Below are 16,711 nucleotides of genomic sequence, written 5' to 3'. Positions count from 1 at the left end.
TTGCAGAGCGACCATCTGAACAACTTCTATTCGCCGCTTTGTTGATCTGAGTTAACACTACCGACTTATAAGTTGGTTATTATCTACGCAAATATTGGTTTTATAATTACTCACGTATTTAGATATGTCCCGTATAGCGTTGTTGCACCAGGGGTGTGAAGGCCAGACCCAAAAAATTACCGAGAGAATCGGCTACTGCCTGGCCCAGGCTGGTCATGAGACGTTTGTCAGCTCTATTACTGATCTGAACGACGGCTTCTCACTTCAGTCTTATGATGGTGTTATCCTTGGTTGTTCGATTCGTTATGGCAAACACCATAAAGCGTGTTACCAGTTTATCAGGCAGTACAGTGACCAGCTGGCAACCATTCCGGGTTACTTTTTTTCCGTCAATCTGACCGCCCGCAAGCCTGAACGACGGGACCCTCATAACAACCGTTATCTGCAGAAATTCCTGAAACAGATTTCATGGACTCCGGACCGGGTGGAAGTGTTTGCCGGTGCTTTGCTGTACACCCGATATCGCTGGATTGATAAACAGATGATCCGCTTGATTATGAAACTGACCGGGGGGCCTGTTGATGTTACCCGGAATACTGAGTTTACCGATTGGATGCGGGTTAAGGCATTTGCCGAACAGTTAAACCGGGACTTTCAGAAAATAAGCCGCCCAATGGCGGCTGAAGTTTATGAAAGTACCGTGGTTGAAGAGCGTTCAGTTGCGACTGTCTGTTAAGTCCGGGCGGCTGCCTGTGATCAATGATAGAAGAATTGCAAAGCCATAGATCAGGGCATGACAATCGCTGTTCCCGGAATGATTGAATCCATAATAACGTCGGGTTTACTCATTTAATTTGGACAATTCCTGACTCATTTTCTCTGTGAGCCATGGCTTCTCCGGCAGTGGTGCATCCAGGCGGGGGGCATCCAGGGTTGCCGCATGATAGATGTCCCTTGGCAGATGAACCACGCTGAGAGCAAGAGCTATAGCAGCAGATGCCAGAGTGGCAACTGCGCCAATGCCAAGCCCGAGAACGGCACCGATACGGATGCCTGCCTCTTTGCCAGCATAGGCACCAGCGGCAACAATATAGGGGTTAAAAGAAAAGGTCAGCAAGTCTAATATCTGAGGAATAAGGCCCACAGTAAATCCTGCCGTAGCGCAGACTGCCGCACCGACACCCATGCCCATAAACATGCCTGCGGAGCCACTAAACCTCATGGCCGTTAAGATTCGGTTTCTGGCAGCCTTGAATGGATAAACCAGCCGGTCTTTTAAACTTGGCTTTGCCAACAAGTCAGTGCTCGGCATACTTTCCTGGATAGCTTTAGGAGTTGATCGCTTTGTGGCATTCCTGTGCCCGAAGCGCCCTCCGTCGATCATGTCAGCTTGGAATTCAGTAAGAAAGGGGATCTTTTGTTTATTGCCAGTAGTAGCAGTAGTAGTAGCAGTTCCAAACATAGATACTCTCCATTATCCGTAGCTTCTTCAATACAATCCGATGTATTGGGCGTTTTGTTCAAGTTATGGGAATAATTTATAACGAGCTGAGCCAAAAGTTCATAACACTGTGTTTAGTATTACTGACAATACTGCTGATTCTTATTTCAGTAATGGTAGGGATTATATAACTTATTGATATTTATATATTATTTCTATAGAAATAAGTTATTGTCATTTAAGGCCGTTTTGTTATGAGCCAATTTTGTTAAACATCATAATGTCGATAATGATTACCAGGCAGGATGATAAAAGGAGAACGTTTAAATGCATCTCGCTACAGGTTTTTTTCTTCTGGTGTTTTCTCTGATGGTCAGTGCAGACGGTCTGCAGAGCCAGCTGACACCCGGAGGTATTTTGGTCGGTCAGGCAGCACCGGGGAGTCGGATTGTTTATGGCAATCAGGAGGTCAGAGTAGCGAAAGATGGGCGCTTTATTCTAGGCTTTGGTCGTGATGCAGAACTGAAGCAGTCCTATACAGAGCATTTTGCCAGTGGCGAATTGAAGACGTTTAATTTAATCCTTAAGCCACGGAAATATGATATTCAGCGGTTGACCGGGATTGCCAGAAAATATATATCACCGGATGAGCGGGTGTTATCCCGCATCCGCAGAGAAGCTCAACAGGTGCGTGCAGCCAGAGTACCTGATACCGATCAGGAGGATTTTTTTAACGGCTTTGACTGGCCGGTAAAAGGTCGCATCAGTGGCGTCTATGGCAGTCAGCGCGTGTATAACGGTCAACCGGGGCGGCCACACTACGGCCTGGATATCGCCGTACCCACAGGCACACCGGTAGCGGCACCGGCTGATGGGGTTGTGCGGCTGGTGGACCCGGACCTCTACTATTCCGGTGGCACGATTATTATTGATCATGGCCACGGTATTTTTTCCAGCTTTCTCCATCTCAGCAAAGTCTCTGTGCAAAGTGGGGCGGCTATCAAACGAGGGCAGACTATCGGTGAAGTGGGTGCTACTGGCCGGGTTACCGGTGCCCATCTTGACTGGCGCTATAACTGGTTTGATAAGCGGCTTGACCCTGCACTGTTAACCCTTGGGGGTCAGTAAATCCATCAGACCCTGCGGTATGTTATGATCCCTGCCAGGGAGGACATAATCATGACATTATTTGGTAAAGACCCCGATAAACAGCAACTTCCAACTGAAGAAAAAGCCCTGCCGGGCAGGGAGGACGTGATGCCGGTCCCGGCCCGGCATTATGTCAATGGACAGCCATTGAGGCCGCCATTTCCCGATGGCTTGCAGACCATCTATCTGGGGCTTGGCTGTTTCTGGGGAGCAGAGCGATTGTTCTGGCAACTGCCCGGTGTTTATACAACGGCTGTTGGCTATGCAGGTGGTTACACACCCAATCCTACTTATGAAGAAGTCTGCACCGGAGCAACCGGGCATACAGAAATGGTGATGGTGGTTTACGATCCTGAAAAGGTAACGACACAGGCTTTATTAGCATGTTTCTGGGAATCCCATGACCCAACCCAGGGAATGAGGCAGGGTAACGACGTGGGAACTCAGTATCGTTCAGCCATTTATACAACCACGGATGAACAGGCCGGATTGGCTGAAAGCTCAAGGAGTGAATTCTCAACGTCTTTGCAACAGCAGGGCTATCCGGACATTACCACAGAAATTCGTGAGGCTCCGCCGTTTTACTACGCAGAAGAATACCATCAGCAATATCTGGCCAGGAATCCCGGCGGTTACTGTGGTCTGAAAGGTACGGGTGTTTGTCTTGGTTAACTACTTAAGTAGCCGCTAAAGATTTTCACCCAGACAAAAAAACGGGCAACCAAGAGATAGATCAGGTTGCCCGGACGCAGTTTGCTGAATGGATTGAAACAGGAGCTTCATGAACAGGTAACCATGTGTTACCTAATCCATGCCTAATAAGATAGACAGCCGTTGTTGATTCCTCCCTGCGTATTGCTACCTGTTTTTTTGCGATTTTTACCTAGATTCAGGAGGCAGTCTCGCTTCCGTTATAACTCTCGTCATAAGCCTCCTATATTTTATTTCTGATCAGATCCCTGATCAGGAAGCGGGAGGGGTGAATGGCTTCCAGCAGTTTTGCCGGCATTGATAGACCGACAGTACTATCGGGATCACCGGTGATCATAGTGGCCAGAATCTCACCGGCAACAGGGCAGGAGATTATTCCCCTGGAACCGTGTCCTGCGGTCACGTACAGGCCGGACAGATATTCAGGACAGACGTCAATGGTTAACTTGCTGTTTTTTCTGAGGGGAGCATAAGCGGCAACAAAGTGCTTAAGGTCAACGATGGGACCCACCACGGGCAGGTAATCCGGTGTTGTGCAGCGGAACCCTGTGCGCCCCCCGGTCACTTGTGCATCAGCTCCACCGAGTGCCTGATACATGGCAGGGAAATACCCGGCCTGCATGGCCAGGTTTTCCAGGTTATCGGCTTCTCGAACTTCTGTACCTTTGTCGTTAAAACTGAACGTTGCGCCCAGGGTGTGATAGCCATCAACAGCGGGGGCTATATAGCCTTCTCCGCAGACACAGGATGCCAGCTTGTCACTTTCGGTGGTTGCCCTGGCCTGAGTAATCTGGCCACGGATGGCTTTAAGAGGCAGGTAGTTAAACTTTGACAACTGATGACTGGCCGCTCCCCGGGCAATGATCACCGTTTTACTGTGCAACCTGTCGCCATCGGTTTTCACCAGCCAGCCCTGCTCAACGGGTTCGATAGTATTCACCGTCGTGCTGGTCACCACCCGAATGTTTGGGTGATCGGCCAAAGCCTGGCAGAGCGCGGGTGGGTGCACCCAGCCTGCCTGGGGAAAGTAGAGGCCGGGATAGTGAATACTCAATCCGGCGATATCGCTCAGTTGCGCTTCCGTCAGGTATTGCAGCAGAGCATTCGGATGTTGTTTATCCAGGGCCTGATATCGTTGATCCGTTTTGGCATCAATGGCTAACTGGATAACACCGCACTGCTGCCACTGTTCAACTTCCAGTGCTTTTAGCGTATCCAGGGTGAATTGATAACCTTTGAGGATGAACTGGCTGAGCGGCGTGTTGTCGGCAGAGAGTTTGGCATAGAGAACACCCTGCGGATTACCCGATGCTTCGCTGGCCAGGGCCTGATGTTGTTCCAGAATGGTGACCTGCCATCCCCGACGGGCCAGCGCCCATGCAGCGCTGCAGCCCGCCAGACCGCCACCGACGACGATGGCTGTTTTTTCAGGGTTTCTGTGGTCAGCGGGCGCAAACCAGGGTTTGCTCACAGGTAGACACTGGGAGATAAAGTGGCCGGCAATCATATCCCGCTTGCGGCCAAAGCCCGGTTGCTTGGTCACTGAGAAGCCTGCCTCCGTCAGCCCGTCCCGAACCAGTCTGGCCGCAGTGAAGGTGGCATAGGTTGATTGCTCATGGCTTTTGGCTTTCAGGGTCTGGAACAGTTTGGGTTGCCACATATCAGGATTTTTGGCCGGGGCAAAGCCATCGAGAAACCAGGCGTCAACCTTCTCGTTGATATGAGGCAATGTGTCCAGGACATCACCAATCAAAATATGAAGACGGATGTGTTTGCCTGATGCGCGGTCTGAAAATTGCAGGTCGATATTTTCCTCACTCAATTGATAGGCGCTGATCATTCTGTTGGCCAGAGGTGTCAGTTCCTCAAACACATTGAGTGCTTTTTGCAGGTCATCCTGCAGGAGTGGATACTTCTCCGTACTGATAAACAACAGAGAGGTGTTATCAGGGGCCTTTTCCAGAAAGAGCTGCCAGGCACAGAGGAAGTTCAGACCAGTGCCAAAGCCGGTTTCGCCAATGGTGAACGTGGTACCGGGTACCAGTTTGCGAAACCGCCCGGGGAGATGATTATGTTCCAGGAACACATGGCGTGTTTCGGCAATACCCGAGGCCCTGGAAAAGTAGACATCATTAAACCGGGTGGAGATTGGCAGGCCATTTTCCCACTGGATATCAGCAGTTATGGTGTGATTCGGATGGTTTGGTGGATGATTGGACACGGCTTTCTGTTTCAATATTCAATATCAGGCGAAAAGCTGCAAGCATAGTCAGTGCCGACTATCGGGTAAAGAACCATGAGCAAGGAGACTGCCCGAGAACAGACTCGCAGTGCAAGAACGTACTGCGCATCATCGCTTCAATAATAGTATTGGCAGTGGCGCTCAAGGTTCTTTCAGCACATGTACCAGATCCGGGATAATATAATGGCGTCACGTTTTTTCAAAAAACTTGTTTAGTTTTCGTTTTACCACCGTATTATTACCACAGCAGTCTTTCAGGAATGTGCTGAGGCTATCTTTCATGGTCTTACTGCCATGCCCATTGCAGTGCTCCCTGGCAACCCGGTCTCGAAAGTATTCTATTAATTTCAGCAGAGTTCGCGCATTCCGATCCCTGAAGGGCTCCAGCTTGTTATTGAAGAAATTTTCCGGTTGAAGCTCTGATTGGGATGTGTTGAAGGAAACTATCTTCATGGCCTGCTCCAGAGGGTCCTGGATAACAGCGCGTCTGCTCTGGCTTCGCGTTTGACCTAATGCTTCTATTAAACCGCGCAGATTGATAGAGAAATCACGAGAATAGTCACTAAGTGTGCAATGATAACGTTTCGCAATAGTAGCGCCGGGAATATCGTCGTAACGCAGTCCGGAAAACGTCAGATGGCCAGTGGCAGGCTGCTGAAGAACCATATCTTTCCTTAAGCCTGACTGGTTTTTGTCTATAAATTTGTTAATTTTTTTTCCGGCGTCTGCCCTGCGGGATTTCTCGATACCAGATAATAACTTTTCGAAAAAAGTCTTTCTGACCCATGCAGGCAATAAATGTTGACAGTCTGTTGAAGCGTTATCCGACCTGGTGATATCGACAAAGCTCTGCTGGATTGGCTCCGGAGGTTCGAGGATGAACTTTTGCTCAAGGAAGTGCATGCACAGCACGATGGTCAGTTCACTGATTCTGGGATAGGAGTTATCAGCAGCAAGAACATGGTATTCATCAAGGTATAGCTGGCGTATTTTTTTACCCAGTTCCCGGAGCTTTTGACAACTGTTGCTTTCCAGTGAGGACATGTCGATAAATTCGTGGAATATTTTCCAGCATGGGTCCTTTGAAGGTGGCATTGGTACGAAATAGCTTAATGTAACAGCCAGTTTTGAAAAGTCGGTATCGTAGGCCTGATCCAGGCTGAGTAAGCAATGCTCAAAGGTTGCAGGGAGGTCATTGCCTGAAACCAAACCTGTCCCCGGGTTATTGGCAATCGAAGTACAAACGGGAGGATTGCGTGAGTCATCGGGGCCAACCGGGTCGATCAACGAATGAGTGGGCGGCGGTGATGAGGAACCGACACCGGCGTAGACACTACGCCCTGAGAATTCTGTGACGACAGGAGGTTTATGGGTTCCTGGCTGTTGTGAGCGTTGCTCAACGTTCTGGTAACCTGATAGATGTCTGATAGTGGTATCCATAACTAACTCTGATTTGTATTTATTTTAAGCTGCTGGCTGATGATAAATACCTTTGCCATTTGTCGAGTTTATCTACATTGAAAAATGGCTGCTGGCATAGATAAGCAGCAGTGCATGTGCGAATCATTGCGGCTGATACACGGTTTCAATGCAATTGATGGGTTTCCTCTCTCAATGGCACCCAAACCCCGTTCGTCCTGAGCGGAGTCGAAGGACCCATAGGGCCTAAAGGCGTAAACTCCATGCCCTGAATTAAGACTGTGCCAATCACCCTTCGACTCCGCTCAGGGTGAACGGAGATTGTGCACACCAAGCTCATTGACATGAAGTACCAGGAGGAGACTCATTAGCTGCCACCGCAGTTGGGCAGTCTATTCTCGGTCAGCCTCCCGGTTAGACCACAGCTCAATATATTCGTTCCCACCGTGCCTGACTCCGGCATACGCCATAAATATTCGATTCCTTATGGTTAGCCATATAGGTGAAGTCAGCGTTATCTGTGAGTGCTCCTTATTTTATTATCAGGCCTGCTGACGGTAGAATTGGCGCTTTTTCACTCAAGAGGCATGCCATGCGGTTGATACTGGCGCCGATGGAAGGCGTTATGGATCACGATATGCGGGATCTGCTCACCGGCATCAATACCTTCGATCTCTGTGTTACCGAGTTTGTCCGGGTAACAGATACGCTGTTGCCGAACCGGGTCTTTTATCGTACCTGTCCGGAGTTGTTGCAGGGGGCAAAAACTTCGAATGGTACACCTGTTCGTATACAGCTGCTGGGCAGTTACCCGGAATATATGGCACTGAATGCCCAGCGTGCAGTGAAACTTGGCTCGCCCGGAGTGGACATTAACTTCGGCTGTCCGTCAAAAACGGTCAATAAAAACCGGGGTGGGGCAATTTTGCTGCGGGAGCCGGATCAGCTGTTCAATATTGTCAAGGCCGTTCGGGAAGCTGTACCGGCAGAGCTGCCGGTGACGGCCAAAATTCGCCTGGGTTATGAAGACAAGTCGTTATTCCTGGAAAACGCCCGTGCTATTGAACAGGCAGGAGCCTCGGAACTGGCGGTGCATGCCCGGACAAAGGCGGAGGGCTATCGGCCTCCGGCTCACTGGGAATACATTGGCAAAATTCGGGAAAACCTGGGGATTCCGGTGATCGCCAACGGCGAGATCTGGAATCATGAAGATGCCAGGCGCTGTATGGACGCTTCCGGCTGCACTGACCTGATGGTCGGGCGGCCTTCGCTGGTAACGCCGAATATCACTACCATGATTCGGGAATCCGTCAAGCCCATGAGCTGGTCTTCAGTGTTGCAGCTGATTCTGCAATTAAGCGACAGAGATCGTCAAAATGGCAAATGGCAATACCATCCTTCCCGTCTGAAGCAGTGGCTCAATTATCTGCGTAAAGCGTATCCGCAGGCTCAGAATCTGTTTGAGCGCATCCGCGCCCTCCGTGACGCTGATGCCATTGTGACAATCCTCTGCTCGGACCTGGCAAGAGCGGCATAATAACTGACGGCCAATTTTTTCGGTTGGCCAGCTTTTATTGATTTACGTCGGTGAATTTTTTTCCGGACTGAGGCAACCTTCCTTTTGCAAGATGCTGTCGAAGGTGGTCCGGAGCTTTTGCTTATATAAACAACATAGTCCGGATGACTGATTGTTTATTACACACTGTTCAATAGTATACTGACGCAGCCAGGTAAAGGCGTAATACCAATTCCACCTTCTAAATATGATAACGAGCAAGTCATTTTGGACCGCTGGGCAAGGCGGAATGACGAGTAATAGCAGGGCTATTGCGAGGAATTCCAACGAAGATCCAGCGGTTCAAAATGGCTGCGCAGTTCATATTTAGAAGGTGGAGTTGGTATAAGACAGCCAAGAGCCATGAACCTGTTCATGGAAATAATAATCAGCAATGGTTCCGACAGGGCAGAACTGCCTGAGGGGATTGACCGGACTGCAAGCCTGAAAAAAACAAAGGACTTACTTGATGAATCCATCGGACCTTATTTCAGAAGGTTCCAGCCTGATGCTCTTTGGAATGGGTTTTGTGTTCCTGTTTCTGACGCTATTGGTGCTGGTAACCAGCCTGATGTCAACAATCATCGACCGGTATTTTCAGGAACCGGTTCCATCTACTGCAGCCAATCCCATTCCAGTGAATAGCCAGCCATCGTCATCCGATGATCAGGGTGAACTGATTGCTGTTATCAGTGCAGCCATTCAAATGCACAGAACAAAAAAAGCTCAAGCAGAAAAACGCTAATAACCGGGGGATAAAGAAGGGTTATGTCTGACGTACAAAAGCCGCTGGGTATTACCGATGTGGTGTTGCGGGATGCCCATCAGTCACTGTTTGCTACCCGTCTTCGCATTGAAGATATGTTGCCGATCGCAGAACAGCTGGATCAGATCGGCTACTGGTCTCTCGAAACCTGGGGTGGTGCCACCTTTGATGCCTGTATCCGCTTTCTGGGAGAAGACCCCTGGGAGCGGTTGCGCGAGCTGAAAAAAGCCATGCCCAGGACCCCTCAGCAGATGCTGTTAAGGGGGCAGAATCTGCTGGGATACCGTCACTATGCTGACGATGTCGTGGATAAATTTGTTGAGCGTGCTGTTGCCAATGGTATGGATGTGTTCCGGGTATTTGATGCCATGAACGATCCCCGTAACCTGATGCAGGCAATGAAAGCGGTGAAGAAGCAGGGTGCTCATGCCCAGGGGACAATCTCTTACACCAGCAGTCCTGTTCATACCATGGATAGCTGGGTCTCTCTGGCCAAAGAGATCGAGGATCTGGGGGCGGATTCTCTGTGCATTAAGGACATGTCCGGCATTATTACGCCGACTGACGTGTATGAGCTGGTTTCCAGATTAAAGCGAGAAACGGACCTGGAAATTCAGCTGCACTGCCATGCCACCTCCGGCCTTTCTTCCATGTCACTGCTCAAGGCCGTTGAAGCCGGTGTTGATCGTGTTGATACGGCCATCTCTTCCATGTCGATGACCTATGGACATTCGCCAACTGAGGCAATCGTTGCTGCATTGCAGGGGACTGAGCGTGATACCGGGCTTGATCTGCATAAGCTGGAAGAAGTGGCTGCTTACTTCCGGGTGGTCCGAAAAAAATATGCGAAGTTTGAAGGTCAACTCCGCGGCGTTGACTCCAGAATCCTTATTGCCCAGGTACCCGGTGGCATGCTGACCAATATGGAAAGTCAGCTGAAAGAGCAGGGGGCCAGTGATAAGTTTGACGAAGTGCTGCAGGAGATTCCAAGAGTTCGTGAAGACCTGGGGATGATTCCACTGGTCACGCCCACTTCCCAGATTGTTGGCACTCAGGCGGTTCTCAATGTACTGACCGGTGAGCGTTATAAAACCATCTCCAAAGAGACCCGGGGGATTTTAACAGGTGAGTACGGTGCTGCACCGGCACCTTTTAACCAAAGTCTTCAGGACAGGGTGCTGGAGGGTAAGGTAGCGATTACCTGTCGTCCGGCAGATCTGCTTGAAGCTGAATTTGAAGAACTGACTGCTGAACTCAATGGCCTGGCCAAAGAGAAAGGCATCAAACTGGCGGATCAGAGCGTGGATGATGTTCTGACCTACGCCCTGTTCCCGCAGGTTGGCCTGAAGTTCCTGCAGAATCGCGGTAACCCTGATGCTTTTGAACCTGCTCCCGGGACCGAACCGGAAGTGAAATCTGCTGCCCAGGCAACTTCCGTGGCTCCGCCAACGGAGGATTCTGTTTATACCGTTCGCGTTAATGGCAATGCCTATACCGTTCAGGTTTCAGAGGGTGGTGATGTTTCCATGCTGGCTCCGGTTTCAGCGCCGACTGCCCAACCTGAAACGACAACCACATCAGCCTCTGAAGGTGAGCCAATGCCCGCACCACTGGCCGGTAATATCTGGAAGGTGAATGTCATACCGGGGCAGCATATTCAGGAAGGTGATGTGTTGCTTATTCTCGAAGCCATGAAAATGGAAACGGAAGTTCGTGCCCCGCGTTCCGGGCAGGTGACGTCGGTTGATGTGCGTGAAGGTGACAGTGTAGCGGTGGGTGATACCCTGCTTGTCCTGGCTTAATAAAAAGCGTTAGGGAGGCCTCTTACAGAGGCCTCTCAAAGAGAAAAGTCTGGTCGAGAAATATGCCATGGAAAAGCTATTAACGCTCTGGGAGGGTTCTGGGTTATACAACCTTACCGCCGGAGAGTTCGTTATGATTCTGGTGGGCTTTGGGTTGCTGTATCTGGCCATCCGCAAGCAATTCGAGCCTCTACTGCTGGTACCTATTGGTTTTGGTGGCATTCTGGCCAATATTCCCCAGGCCGGTCTGGCGTTTTCCGCCATTGAGCAGGCGCTTCATATAGCTAACCCTGCACTGATGCAGGCGGTTGCCGAAGCGCTGGGCAGTGCTTCGGCTGCCCCGGATCAACTTTATGCTTTATACCATGAGGCGAATGCGGCAACCCGGACTGTAGTGAGTCACATTATTGCTGATGCAGGGTACACGAACGGTGTCCTTTATCAGTTTTACAGTGTGGCTATAGGCAGCGGTGTTGCTCCTTTGGTGATCTTTATGGGGGTGGGTGCCATGACGGATTTTGGTCCGTTGCTGGCTAACCCGAAAACCCTGTTTCTGGGGGCTGCCGCTCAGTTTGGTATTTTTGCCACAGTGTTTGGCGCTATTGTATTGAGCTCTATGGGGCTGATGAATTTCAGCCTGGCGGATGCCGCTGCTATCGGTATTATTGGTGGTGCGGATGGTCCGACTGCGATCTATGTATCCAGCGTGCTTGCTCCCCACCTTCTGGGTGCCATTGCGGTGGCTGCTTACTCTTATATGGCTCTGGTTCCGCTGATTCAGCCGCCGATTATGAAAGCGCTGACCACGGCAGAGGAACGCAGGATTGTCATGACACAGCTGCGGTCAGTGAGCAAGACGGAAAAAATCGTTTTCCCGATCTTACTGCTGGTGCTGGTGGCCCTGTTATTACCCGATGCGGCTCCACTGCTGGGGATGTTCTGTTTTGGTAACCTGATGAAAGAGTGTGGTGTGGTTGAACGCCTGTCGGATACAGCGCAAAATGCGCTGATCAACATCACCACCATTTTCCTCGGACTGTCGGTTGGTTCAAAACTGAGTGCTGACAAGTTTCTGCAACTGGAAACCCTTGGGATTCTGGCGTTGGGGATTGTGGCATTTTGTATCGGTACCGCCAGTGGTGTCCTGATGGCAAAACTGATGAATCGGGTGTCGTCTACCAAAGTGAACCCGTTGATTGGTTCAGCCGGGGTGTCAGCGGTACCCATGGCGGCCAGGGTCTCCAACAAAATGGGGCTTGAGGCCAATCCCCAGAACTTCCTGCTGATGCATGCCATGGGCCCCAACGTAGCCGGTGTTATTGGCTCAGCAGTAGCAGCGGGGGTGATGATTAAGTACCTGTCATGAATTTTTTCTGAAGACAAAGAACAATGCGATGCTTTCGAGAGAAGTCATCGCATTTTTTTTTATTCAGTGAGAATATAGCACTTTCCATTTTTATATTTTTTCGCAGAAAAAATAGAGAAGTACTTTATGATTTATAAAGAATACAGTGTCTCATCCAAGAAGCGCATTGCCCTGGTCGCTCATGATAATAAGAAAGGGGAATTGGTGCAGTGGAGTCTGCGCCATAAAGAAAAGCTGCAGGGTCATGATCTTTTTGCCACGGGTACCACAGGAAGTCTGCTGGAAAAAGAGCTGTCTATGCCGATCACAAAATTTATCAGTGGTCCGCTGGGTGGAGACCAGCAGATTGGTGCATTGATTTCTGAATGCAAGCTGGACCTGCTGGTATTTTTCTGGGACCCGTTTGAGCCAATGCCCCATGATCCGGATGTTAAGGCATTGCTGCGGATCGCAGCGGTGTGGAATATCCCCGTTGCCTGTAACCAGAGCTCTGCGGATTACATATTCTCGTCAGACTTGCTTGGACAATCTCATAACCGGCATATTCCGGATTATGACAGCTATCTACAGCAAAGAACGCTTTGATTTTATGCGTTCAAAAAGAGCACAAAGGCCTTGAAATAAGGGCCTTTGGCGAAAATAATCCGGGAAAGTAATGAATGGGTTCCGCTAGACAAGCTCCGCTAAATAAGCCTGGCTGGTAGTGTCAGTATTCAAAAACAATCAATAAAAAACGGGAATTCAATAATCAGAGTTGTCGTTGCTGTCTCTGCTCATTGAGCCAATACCGAAGCTTGAAGGCCCGTACTGGCGGCGCTTTTTGTAGGTTACCTTGGGCTCGGCGCTGCTATGGCGGTCTTCAGGCGCAGCAGGTCTGCAGCTCATAGTGCCGCTGATGGCGCTGTTGTTACCAACGCTGTTACCACTGCGATAGCTTTGACCGCTGGACGAAAACCTGCGAACAGGCTGCTTGGTAACCGATGGCTGAAAAACGGAAACAGGCGTCTGTTCATACAGGTCTCTTTCTGAGTCCCGGTCAGACAGCAGTTCACTGTTCTGGACAGAACCTTCCTGCATATTCAGGCGCATACGATAAGGGTGACCGTAACCTCTACGGCGACGTGGCTTGTGGTCTTTTGGCTCAGGTGGCTTCAGGCCGGTGAACTGCTCGTAAATGGTTGTGTAAATATATTTGCTCATAACTACCTCCTGTTCATCCTCTCCCAGAAACGGATAAAATGTCTTTATTTGGTTGACGATGTTAGACAAACCCATTTTCGGTATGAATAGGTAACACTACTTAAAACTCTCTGAATAAACGGCAACAAACGTTAACAGTATAATGTTAGTGTCGTAAATTATTTTGAAAAACGAAACGAAATAGAATTAACAGAAACAAAGACTAGCATTCATAAAAATAGATCGTTGCTTGATTTCATAATTTTTTTGAATTTTGGACTATTGGTAATAACTAATTTTTGCTAATCAAGGGATAGTAAATAAAATATAAGAGGATATCCTTTTTTGTTAATTCCTGTAGAAATCTGTTTATGTTTTTTTATAACCGGTAGGTATTAACACTGATGGCAGAGTTGTCGTATATACGTTAATTTGACTGAAATTATTTCTTATTCACCGGGTTGGCCAGTTTTACACCTGCGGTATGACCACATAGATGTGATGATTTTTGTGATGATGTGTTATCGCAATATCTGCGTCCCCGCAAGATAGGCAAACGATACGCCGACAATGATTGACTTTCATTGATGCAGATCAAGTTGGTGTCACCGCCAATCAATGCAGTCTGACTGACCCGGAGCAGCATCCCCAAAGAATTCTCCAACCAATCAGGAGCCTCTTAGTATGACTGTAACCACCAGCGAACTGCCAGCAGCATGGGAAGGATTCACTTCCGGTGACTGGTCCGAAAGCATCAATGTTCGTGACTTTATCCAGAAAAACTACACCCCTTACGAGGGTGACAGTTCCTTCCTGGCCGGTTCTACTGAAGCGACAGACAAACTGTGGGCTGATGTTATGGAAGGCATCAGGGAAGAGAACCGCACTCACGCCCCCCTGGATTTCGATACCGATCTGCCATCCACCATTACTTCTCACGACGCTGGCTACATCAATAAAGATCTGGAAACCATTGTTGGTCTGCAGACCGATAAGCCGCTGAAGCGTGGCATCATCGCCAACGGTGGCATCCGTATGGTTGAAACTTCCTGTGAAGTTTATGGCCGTAAACTGGATGACATGGTTAACAAGATCTTCACTGAATATCGTAAGACGCACAATTCTGGTGTTTTCGATGTTTACACTGCGGACATTCGCAACTGCCGTAAGTCAGGTGTGATCACCGGTCTGCCGGATTCCTACGGGCGTGGACGTATTATCGGCGACTACCGCCGAATCGCTCTGTACGGTATTGACCGACTGATTGTTGATAAGAAGGCCCAGCACAAGTCTCTGGATGCAGCGCTGACTGCCGGTGAACATCTTGAGCGTACTATCCAGCTGCGTGAAGAGATCATGGAGCAGATCAAGGCGCTGATGCAGATCAAAGAGATGGGGGCCAAATACGGCTGCGATCTCGGTAACCCTGCTGCCTCTGCCCGTGAAGCAGTTCAGTGGACGTACTTTGGTTACCTGGCTGCGGTTAAGTCCCAGAATGGTGCGGCCATGTCTCTGGGACGTACGGCTACCTTCCTGGATATCTATATCCAGCGTGACCTGGAAGCAGGCAGAATCACTGAAACGGATGCCCAGGAACTGATCGATCACTACGTAATGAAGTTGCGTATGGTTCGCTTCCTGCGTACTCCTGAATACGATCAGCTGTTCTCTGGCGATCCGATCTGGGCTACTGAGGCTATCGGTGGTATGGGCCTTGATGGTCGTACACTGGTTACCAAAAACTCTTTCCGCCTCCTGAACACCATGTACACCATGGGGCCATCTCCGGAGCCAAATATCACGGTGTTGTGGTCTGAACAGCTGCCGGTGTCTTTCAAAGAGTATTGCGCCAAAGTATCCATCGATACCAGCTCTATCCAGTACGAAAATGATGATCTGATGCGTACTGATATGAGCAGCGATGATTACGCCATCGCCTGCTGTGTGTCGCCAATGGTTGTTGGCAAGCAGATGCAGTTCTTCGGTGCCCGCGCCAACCTGGGTAAAACGCTGCTGTACGCCATCAATGGCGGTATTGACGAGAAGCTGAAAATTCAGATTGGTCCAAAAACTGACAAGGTCACGTCTGAATACCTGGATTACGACGATGTCTATGCACGTTTTGATACGCTCATGGATTGGCTGGCCAGCCAGTATGTGGCTGCCCTGAACTGTATTCATTACATGCACGACAAGTACTCTTACGAGGCCTCTCTGATGGCCCTGCATGACCGTGATGTTATTCGCACCATGGCCTGTGGTATTGCCGGATTATCCGTTGCTGCTGACTCTCTGTCGGCCATTAAATACGCCAAAGTCAAGCCGGTGCGTGATGAAGACGGCATTGCTATCGACTTCGAAATTGAAGGTGATTTTCCGAAGTTTGGTAACAACGAAGAGCGTGTAGATACGATTGCCTGTGAACTGGTTGAAACGTTCATGAAGAAAGTCGCTTCTCACACGATGTATCGCGATGCGATTCCAACCCAGTCCGTTCTGACCATTACCTCTAACGTGGTATACGGCAAGAAGACCGGTACTACGCCAGACGGACGTCGTGCAGGCCAGCCATTTGGCCCGGGTGCCAACCCAATGCATGGTCGTGACACCAGCGGTGCGGTTGCTTCCCTGAGTTCTGTTGCCAAGCTGCCATTTGCCTATGCGAAGGATGGTATTTCTTACACCTTCTCTATCGTACCAAAGGCGCTGGGCAAGGACGAAGAAAGCCAAAGCAGGAATCTGGTGGGGCTGATGGATGGCTACTTCCATCACGAGGAAAATCGCGAGGGCGGTCAGCACCTGAACGTCAACGTTATGAACCGTGAAATGCTGGAAGATGCCATGGAGAACCCTGAGAAGTATCCTTCTCTGACCATTCGTGTCTCCGGTTATGCGGTGCGTTTCAACTCGCTGACACCAGAACAGCAGCGTGACGTTATCACCCGTACCTTTACTAGCTCGCTGTAACAGTAAACGCTAGAATTTAACTTTAAAAAAGGCCAGCTCTGCTGGCCTTTTTTGCTTATGGTATTCAGGGTTTTGTAAAAGACAGTGGTCTGATTTTTACAGAGACTCGTTGGG

At 49.6% G+C, this 16,711-nt stretch carries 13 protein-coding genes; 9 read left to right on the top strand and 4 right to left on the bottom strand.

Annotation, left to right across the window (positions count from 1 at the left end; translation table 11 throughout):
• The first annotated feature begins 124 nt into the window (after window positions 1-124).
• A complete protein-coding gene (gene hemG, locus CX664_RS15520; protein WP_101747622.1) occupies window positions 125-736 on the top strand; it encodes a menaquinone-dependent protoporphyrinogen IX dehydrogenase in 612 nt (203 codons plus the stop codon).
• A 105-nt stretch (window positions 737-841) separates the two neighbouring features.
• Here hemG and CX664_RS15515 read toward each other — a convergent pair whose 3' ends face one another.
• On the bottom strand, window positions 842-1,312 hold the full coding sequence (locus CX664_RS15515) for a hypothetical protein (protein WP_101747621.1): 471 nt from the start codon (window positions 1,310-1,312) through the stop codon (window positions 842-844).
• A 456-nt stretch (window positions 1,313-1,768) separates the two neighbouring features.
• Here CX664_RS15515 and CX664_RS15510 point away from each other — a divergent pair, with 456 nt between their 5' ends.
• Window positions 1,769-2,569 (top strand): M23 family metallopeptidase, encoded by an 801-nt coding sequence (locus tag CX664_RS15510; RefSeq protein WP_101747620.1) that lies wholly within the window; start codon window positions 1,769-1,771, stop codon window positions 2,567-2,569.
• 51 nt (window positions 2,570-2,620) lie between these two features.
• Window positions 2,621-3,262 (top strand): peptide-methionine (S)-S-oxide reductase MsrA, encoded by a 642-nt coding sequence (gene msrA, locus CX664_RS15505; protein ID WP_101747619.1) that lies wholly within the window; start codon window positions 2,621-2,623, stop codon window positions 3,260-3,262.
• Window positions 3,263-3,524: 262 nt separating this feature from the next.
• Here msrA and mnmC read toward each other — a convergent pair whose 3' ends face one another.
• Both mnmC and CX664_RS15495 read right to left on the bottom strand, forming a co-directional pair.
• A complete protein-coding gene (gene mnmC / locus CX664_RS15500) occupies window positions 3,525-5,537 on the bottom strand; it encodes a bifunctional tRNA (5-methylaminomethyl-2-thiouridine)(34)-methyltransferase MnmC2/FAD-dependent 5-carboxymethylaminomethyl-2-thiouridine(34) oxidoreductase MnmC1 (protein WP_180966514.1) in 2,013 nt (670 codons plus the stop codon).
• A gap of 195 nt (window positions 5,538-5,732) precedes the next feature.
• Entirely contained in the window at window positions 5,733-6,983 is a 1,251-nt protein-coding gene (locus CX664_RS15495; protein ID WP_101747617.1) for a hypothetical protein, read from the bottom strand.
• Window positions 6,984-7,554: 571 nt separating this feature from the next.
• Here CX664_RS15495 and CX664_RS15490 point away from each other — a divergent pair.
• The 5 genes from CX664_RS15490 to CX664_RS15470 all read left to right on the top strand — a co-directional run bounded on the left by CX664_RS15490 (window position 7,555) and on the right by CX664_RS15470 (window position 13,036).
• On the top strand, window positions 7,555-8,499 hold the full coding sequence (locus CX664_RS15490; protein ID WP_101747616.1) for a tRNA-dihydrouridine synthase: 945 nt from the start codon (window positions 7,555-7,557) through the stop codon (window positions 8,497-8,499).
• Window positions 8,500-8,986: 487 nt separating this feature from the next.
• The gene (locus CX664_RS15485; protein ID WP_101747615.1) at window positions 8,987-9,262 is read left to right on the top strand and encodes an OadG family protein; all 276 of its coding nucleotides are present in this window, start codon (window positions 8,987-8,989) and stop codon (window positions 9,260-9,262) included.
• A gap of 23 nt (window positions 9,263-9,285) precedes the next feature.
• Window positions 9,286-11,085, top strand: coding sequence for a sodium-extruding oxaloacetate decarboxylase subunit alpha (oadA, locus tag CX664_RS15480; protein WP_101747614.1), 1,800 nt, complete (start codon window positions 9,286-9,288; stop codon window positions 11,083-11,085).
• Between the two features lie 67 nt (window positions 11,086-11,152).
• On the top strand, window positions 11,153-12,451 hold the full coding sequence (locus tag CX664_RS15475) for a sodium ion-translocating decarboxylase subunit beta (protein ID WP_101747613.1): 1,299 nt from the start codon (window positions 11,153-11,155) through the stop codon (window positions 12,449-12,451).
• 126 nt (window positions 12,452-12,577) lie between these two features.
• Complete coding sequence (locus CX664_RS15470) at window positions 12,578-13,036, top strand: methylglyoxal synthase (RefSeq protein WP_101747612.1); 459 nt, start codon at window positions 12,578-12,580, stop codon at window positions 13,034-13,036.
• A gap of 156 nt (window positions 13,037-13,192) precedes the next feature.
• Here the strand turns inward: CX664_RS15470 and CX664_RS15465 are convergent, their stop codons facing one another.
• Window positions 13,193-13,651 carry a hypothetical protein gene (locus CX664_RS15465; RefSeq protein ID WP_146000044.1) on the bottom strand — a complete coding sequence of 153 codons (459 nt, stop codon included), beginning with the start codon at window positions 13,649-13,651 and terminating at the stop codon, window positions 13,193-13,195.
• Between the two features lie 663 nt (window positions 13,652-14,314).
• On the opposite strand from CX664_RS15465, the gene pflB reads away from it, so the two are divergent.
• Window positions 14,315-16,597, top strand: coding sequence for a formate C-acetyltransferase (pflB, locus tag CX664_RS15460; protein WP_101747610.1), 2,283 nt, complete (start codon window positions 14,315-14,317; stop codon window positions 16,595-16,597).
• The last annotated feature ends 114 nt before the right edge of the window (window positions 16,598-16,711 follow it).

It is taken from the genome of Endozoicomonas acroporae (assembly GCF_002864045.1).
Lineage (GTDB): Bacteria > Pseudomonadota > Gammaproteobacteria > Pseudomonadales > Endozoicomonadaceae > Endozoicomonas > Endozoicomonas acroporae.
Note: the sequence above shows the minus strand (reverse complement) of the source record. Positions and strands in the feature narration are given on the sequence as shown.

Bases quoted from the DNA above. Each gene is read 5' to 3' on its own strand.
- msrA (WP_101747619.1), top strand. From the start codon at position 2,621: ATGACATTATTTGGTAAAGACCCCGATAAACAGCAACTTCCAACTGAA.
- CX664_RS15485 (WP_101747615.1), top strand. From the start codon at position 8,987: ATGAATCCATCGGACCTTATTTCAGAAGGTTCCAGCCTGATGCTCTTT.
- CX664_RS15510 (WP_101747620.1), top strand. From the start codon at position 1,769: ATGCATCTCGCTACAGGTTTTTTTCTTCTGGTGTTTTCTCTGATGGTC.
- CX664_RS15470 (WP_101747612.1), top strand. From the start codon at position 12,578: ATGATTTATAAAGAATACAGTGTCTCATCCAAGAAGCGCATTGCCCTG.
- CX664_RS15465 (WP_146000044.1), bottom strand. From the start codon at position 13,651: ATGAGCAAATATATTTACACAACCATTTACGAGCAGTTCACCGGCCTG.
- CX664_RS15475 (WP_101747613.1), top strand. From the start codon at position 11,153: ATGGAAAAGCTATTAACGCTCTGGGAGGGTTCTGGGTTATACAACCTT.
- oadA (WP_101747614.1), top strand. From the start codon at position 9,286: ATGTCTGACGTACAAAAGCCGCTGGGTATTACCGATGTGGTGTTGCGG.
- CX664_RS15490 (WP_101747616.1), top strand. From the start codon at position 7,555: ATGCGGTTGATACTGGCGCCGATGGAAGGCGTTATGGATCACGATATG.
- CX664_RS15515 (WP_101747621.1), bottom strand. From the start codon at position 1,312: ATGCCGAGCACTGACTTGTTGGCAAAGCCAAGTTTAAAAGACCGGCTG.
- pflB (WP_101747610.1), top strand. From the start codon at position 14,315: ATGACTGTAACCACCAGCGAACTGCCAGCAGCATGGGAAGGATTCACT.
- CX664_RS15495 (WP_101747617.1), bottom strand. From the start codon at position 6,983: ATGGATACCACTATCAGACATCTATCAGGTTACCAGAACGTTGAGCAA.
- hemG (WP_101747622.1), top strand. From the start codon at position 125: ATGTCCCGTATAGCGTTGTTGCACCAGGGGTGTGAAGGCCAGACCCAA.